Consider the following 5641-nt stretch of genomic DNA (forward strand, 5'->3'; position numbering starts at 1 on the left):
GAGTTTACCGACCGCGGGTAGTGCCGCCCGTGATGTCCGTCTGGGCCTGTGACTTGGGCGTCGCGGGCTCGTTTACCGACCGTGTCCGGAGCGCCCGTCATGTTCCGGAGTCGGTACGGAGGACGAGTGGCACGGCGAGTGGTGGTCGGGGATCTGAGGGTCCAGCAGATCGACCGGAGGGACGGGCGGCGGTCGTGGACGATCGTGTGGCCCGAGGGCAGTCTCCACGCGGAGGCGGACCGGTTCCTGCGCGTGTACGACGGGTCGGGGACGCAGAGGACCTACGCGTACTACCTGGTGGACCATCTGCGGTGGCTGGAGCGCGAGTGCTTGGCCTTCGAGAAGGTCGTGCTGCGGGACCTTGAGCGCTACATGGGCATCGTCGGCGCGGAGGTCCTCATGCCGCTCGGCGAACCGTGGCGGATCGGCAAACGCCCATACGGCCGCTCCGCGCTGTCGACCGCGGCGGCCTGCCTGAAGGGCTTCTACCTGCACCAGTCGTCCCTGGGCGTGAACTGCGAGCTCGGCAAGAAGCTCGACACCTCGCGGCTGCCCACACGGGCGGACCGGCGCCGCGCATTCCTGGGACACGTGAAGAACTCCCTGCCCACCAACCCGCTCGCGCCGACGCGGCCGCGCCGCCGACACCCGAAGATGCTCCCCGACGGTGCGCGGGACAAGCTCCTGGCAGTGGTGAACGCCGCCCGCGACCGGCTGGTGGTGACCTGGCTGGCCGACGGCGGCCTGCGGATCGGCGAACTCTGCGGGCTGCACCTGGTGGACCTGCACCTGCGCGAGGACGCGGCCTGCGGGGAGTGCCGCACCCCGCACGTCCACGTCTGCCACCGGCCCGGCAACCCGAACCGGGCCGAGGCGAAGACCAAGCTCCCCTGGCGCGTCGAGGGCGGCACGGTGACCGGCGGGCTGATCAAGCGGGTCAGCCCGGCGATGGTGCACACCTACTTCGAGTACCTCACCAGCGAGTACCCGCGCGGCACCCGGCACGGCATGCTCCTGGTCCAGCTCCACGGCAAGGACTCCGGGCAGCCATGGGCGCCGGTCGGGGCCCGCCGGATGCTCGGCCGGGCCGGGAAGCGCGCCGGGCTCGGCGTCGTGAAACCCCATGCCTTCCGGCATAACTTCACTTCCGCGGTACTCGACGCGGCCGGTGGCAACCTGCTGATCGCCCGGGACGCCGGAGGCTGGGCCTCGGCCGCGATGGTCGACGAGGTCTACGGGCACGTCGACATCCACGACCAGGCCTTCGACACCGCCCTGCGCACGGTCTGGGGTGGGGCCGAGTGACCGCGCCCTTCCTGGTGCCGCGGCAGGACGCCCGCACGCAACGGGACCGGCTGGAGGTGCTCACCGTGCTGATCAACGGGCCCGAGTTCGACCCGGCGTTGCGTGGCGGGGTGCTGAAGATCCCGCCGTCCCACCCGGTCTATCCGTGGAGCTGCACGGTCCCTGACTGCGCGCGGTCGCGCTGGCGGCGCTACGCGATGTGCTCGGTGCACGCCGATCAGTGGCAGGAGGCCGAGGCCGGCGGGATGACCCGGATCCAGTTCCTGCGCGCGGCGGAGCCGTTGGCGGCGTCGGAGGCCCCGGAGGAGATGATGTGCCGGATCTGCCCGCAGCGGCCGGCCTTCAGCCTGCGCCTGGTGGTGTGCTTCCGGCACCGCAACCGGTGGCTGAGCCACCTGAAGCGGCACCCCGGCGCCGGCGAGGAGGACGGGGAGTTCGAGAGGTGGCTGGTCGACCAGCAGCCGTGCCCGGGCTACGGTGAGTGCCGCACGGAGGTGTGCGACGAACTGGCCTCCTCGCCGCTGGGGTTGTGCGGCGCGCACGAGCGCGGCTACATCCGGGCTGGGCGTCCGGGCGGGGCCCGGCTGCCGAAGAACTTCTTCGCCACCTTCGAGCGGCACGGTCGCCCCGTCCCCATCTCCTGCGACGACCAGATCGCCTTCCGCGCCTGGTGCCGCGCGCAGTTGCCGGTGCACCGCACGGGGCGGATCTACCTGCGCGGCCTGCGGCCCCTGCTGCGGGCCGAGTTCCAGTGGGGCCTGTACGTCCACGGCCTGCAGCCCACCACCGTGTGGAACTTGACGTGGGTGCAGTCGCTCGCGGACGAGTGCCAGCGTCGCGACGTGGCGTCCCTGGCCGGCCTGGACCCGTCCGTCTTCCATCGCGGCTACCACCAGCGCATGGTCCAGGAGATGCAAGAAGCCCTGCGGAAGGTCTACTTCGCCCCCTCCGACACCCGGGATGCCGGCTACATCGAGACCGAGCACTTCGGAGTGCGCTTCCCCCACCGCTCCAGCTACATCGACCTGACCTGCGTCTCCCAGCGGTGGCTGCGCGACCTGCTGTGGGACCACATCGCCGACGTGCTGCGCTCGCCCTCATGCCCGCGCAGCGCCCAGCCGGTGGACTACCAACGCCGCGCGGGCGCCGAACTGAGCGCGTTCCTGGAGGCCGAGGCACCGGACGGTGGCCACGATCCCGGGGCGCTGCGCGAAGAACACACCCACCGCTTCGTCGCGGACCTGCGCAACCGCGAACGCCTCGGCCTTGCCTTCCGCGGCCAGGCCCGCCTTGACGGCAAGAAGTCGAAGGTCACCGAGAACATGCGCCGGATGGTGCTCAACTACGGCCGGGCCGTGCTGCGCGGCGCGCTGGACAACGGCAGCGCCGAGCGGATCGGCTTGAACCGCGCCTTCATCACCGCCATGCCGGTCGGCGGCCCGGGCACGCCCCGCAGCCGCAACCCCTTCCCCGACGAGGTCGCCCGCGCTCTCGCGGACGAGAGCAACCTGCGGCACCTCGCCGAGGACCACGACCCGCACGACCGCGGCCTGCGAGATGTGTGGGAGGCCATCATCATCACCGGCCGGCGCGCCAACGAGGTCATCCAGCTGCGCCTGGACTGCGTCGGCCGTTACGGCGGGCTGCCTGTGCTCTGGCACGACCAGACCAAGGTCGGCAATCTGAACGCGGCGATCCGCATCCCCGACCGGCTCATGGGCCGGCTTGAGGAACGCCGGCGCAAGACCCTGGCGCACTTCGCCGACCGCCACGCCGGCCGCGCGCCCACCTCCGCCGAGCGCGTCCACTTGGCCCTGTTCCCCACCGACATGCTCAACCCGGACGGCCGTCGCGCCCTGTCCTACACCTGGTTCCACACCGGTCTGCGCAACTGGATCACCGACCTCGACCTGGGCGGTCACTACGTCGCCCACCAAGCCCGGCACACTCTGGCGACCCGGCTGCTGCGGGCCGGGGCGAGCCTGACCCACATCCGCCGATATATGGGGCAGGTCAGTGATCGAATGGCGGAGCATTACGTCCACCTGACCCAGTCCGACCTCGACGACGTCCTCCAACGCGTCTGGGTCGCCGGCCCCGGCACCGCCAACCCCGGCGAACTCCTCACCGAGACCGCCACACCCCTCACCCGAGAGCAGGCCCAGTCCCTCGCGATCGACCTCGGCCGCCGCAGCACCCCGGCCGAGGGCGGGTTCTGTACCTTCCAGCCCGTCGTCGAGGGAGGGGCCTGCCCCTGGAACCTGGACTGCCACAACTGCGACAAGTTCGTCCTGTCCGGCGCCGACCTCCTCTACTGGCGGCGCAAGCGCGAGCAGTGGCGGCTGCTGGCCGAGGGCGCCCCCGACGACGCCACCGCCGACTACCTCCACCGCTACTTCGAACCCACCGCCCGCGCCATCGACGGCCTGGAGAGCGCCCTGGCAGGCCTCGGCCTCCTCGACGACGCCCTCGCCCTGGACCTGCGCAAACCCCAGGACTACTTCCACCGCGTGTGGTCCACCGCCTTCCGTGCAGCTGACCTCGCCGAGGCCGTCGGCGACGAACAGGGCGAGTACGACGACACCACCGATGAGGAGGCATGCGCGTGACCACCACCGTCCCGGCACCCCGCACAGCCGCCGCTCTGGCGGCCCGCCACCGCAGCACCGAAGCCGCCCTCGGACGGGTCCGCGACGCCGTCACCCGGCTCCGCCGCGAGAAGACCCAGGTCAGCGTCGCGGCCGTCGCCCGCCGCGCCAACGTCTCCCGCACCTTCCTCTACGACCACCCCGCGGCGAGGGCCACGGTTGCCGCCGCGATGGCCGAGGCCGGCGAACGCCGGACCCAGATGGTCACCGACCAGGACGACGTTCGCGAGACGACCTGGCGCGAGCGAGCCCTGAACGCCGAGGACGCCCTCAAGGCCGCCCACGCCGAGATCATGACTCAGCGCAACCGCATCGGCGAACTCCTCGGCCAGGTACGCGACTTGGAAGCCGAGTGGACCGAGGAGGCCATCCAACGGATCACCACCGAGAACACCACCCTCAAGCAACGCGTCCGCCAACTCACCGCCGACAACCGATCCTTCGACGAACGCCTCAAAGCCGCCCGCTCCAACCTGCGGTTTCAGGACCGGCGCGTCGCCGACCTCGAAGCCCAGCTCGCCGCCCCGCCAGAATGACCCACACCTGCCCGGTGGCCGCCTCACCCCGGCGAAGCGGCCACCGGGCGGGGTACACGATCAAGCTCGGGGCGAGGCTTCAGCCCAGGAGGTCTAGGAGGCGTTCGGCCTGCCGCTCGGCAGTTCCGGGTGGGTTCCGGGGATTGCTCGGGTCCTCCAGGGCGAGGACCAGGAGCCAGAGCAGCGAGAAGAGACGCCGACACTCGCGCAGGCGGAAAGCCTCGGCACCAGCCAGGTCGAAGAAGCCAAGGAAGCGTGCAATGTCGAACTCGCTGTCCACCCATACCGAAACGTGCTCGACCACGTCCGCGAGTTCGTACGCGCGGTCACTGCGGCCGGAGTCCTCGAAGTCCACCACCCGGACCTGCGTCCCATCCCACAGGAAGTTGGCAAGGTTCCCATCCGCCTGACCGAAGATCGGCGGCGCGTCCGGCTCGCCCGCAGTTTCCAGTCCCGACTGCTGAAACCACCTCATACCTGCGGCGACCGCCTGCGAGACGACCCTGCTGGGCACCTGCTCTGACAGCCGCTCGTGCCGAACGCGGATTCCGCGGCTGGCATGGTACTGGTTCCACAATCGGGGAGGGAGCTCGGCTGCCGCCTTCCGCGGGACGGACTCGTGCATGCTCGTCAGCGTCTGGGCCATGGATACGAGCTGGTCCGGCTCTATGCAGGTGCCACGCAGTGGCGATCCGGCCAGGCGTGACATGACGACGGTCGGGGGCGCTGCGGACAGATCCGCTTCGATTGGCGCTGGAGCGACACCTGGTGAGTATCTCTCCAGCAACGTGAGGGCTCGCCACTCCCGCTCGTGCTCGCCGTCGCTGAACGACCGGAACTTCTTGATCACAAGGTCGGGCAGCAGCTCGACCGCATGGGTCGTCCACGGGCTGGTCATCAAGATCCCCAGTCTCAACATCGACGTCGCTGAACGCGGACCCAGCCTGGCAGGCCAGCAAAGCCGACGACACCGTGGTGCTTGAGACGGTTCCGTCCAGGCGATGAGCAGTGTTCAGACAGTGCGATCGAGAACCACTCCAACGGGCGACATCAGTTGGTGATGACAGACCGTCACGGACATGTAGTCTATGAATCGTCGCAGTTCAGAGCTGGTATCCGAGCTCCTGCGGTCGGTAAAGTCGAGTACAAGCG

4 protein-coding genes are annotated in these 5641 nt (G+C 70.1%); 3 read left to right on the top strand and 1 reads right to left on the bottom strand.

What is annotated here, in order from left to right:
* The first annotated feature begins 126 nt into the window (after positions 1 to 126).
* The 3 genes from ABH937_RS37985 to ABH937_RS37995 are packed head-to-tail and all read left to right on the top strand — an operon-like array spanning position 127 to position 4489.
* Positions 127 to 1305 (top strand): tyrosine-type recombinase/integrase, encoded by a 1179-nt coding sequence (locus ABH937_RS37985; protein ID WP_280694838.1) that lies wholly within the window; start codon positions 127 to 129, stop codon positions 1303 to 1305.
* Positions 1302 to 3914, top strand: a complete 2613-nt coding sequence (locus ABH937_RS37990) for a site-specific integrase (RefSeq protein ID WP_280694837.1) — start codon at positions 1302 to 1304, stop codon at positions 3912 to 3914. Before ABH937_RS37985 ends, ABH937_RS37990 begins: the two co-directional genes overlap by 4 nt.
* Positions 3911 to 4489, top strand: a complete 579-nt coding sequence (locus tag ABH937_RS37995; RefSeq protein ID WP_280694836.1) for a DUF6262 family protein — start codon at positions 3911 to 3913, stop codon at positions 4487 to 4489. The genes ABH937_RS37990 and ABH937_RS37995 overlap by 4 nt, the downstream gene beginning before the upstream one ends.
* A 79-nt stretch (positions 4490 to 4568) precedes the next feature.
* Here the strand turns inward: ABH937_RS37995 and ABH937_RS38000 are convergent, their stop codons facing one another.
* Positions 4569 to 5387 carry an aminoglycoside phosphotransferase family protein gene (locus ABH937_RS38000; RefSeq protein WP_280694853.1) on the bottom strand — a complete coding sequence of 273 codons (819 nt, stop codon included), beginning with the start codon at positions 5385 to 5387 and terminating at the stop codon, positions 4569 to 4571.
* Positions 5388 to 5641 lie beyond the last annotated feature (254 nt).

The sequence above is a fragment of the Kitasatospora sp. GAS1066B genome (assembly GCF_041262605.1).
Lineage (GTDB): Bacteria > Actinomycetota > Actinomycetes > Streptomycetales > Streptomycetaceae > Kitasatospora.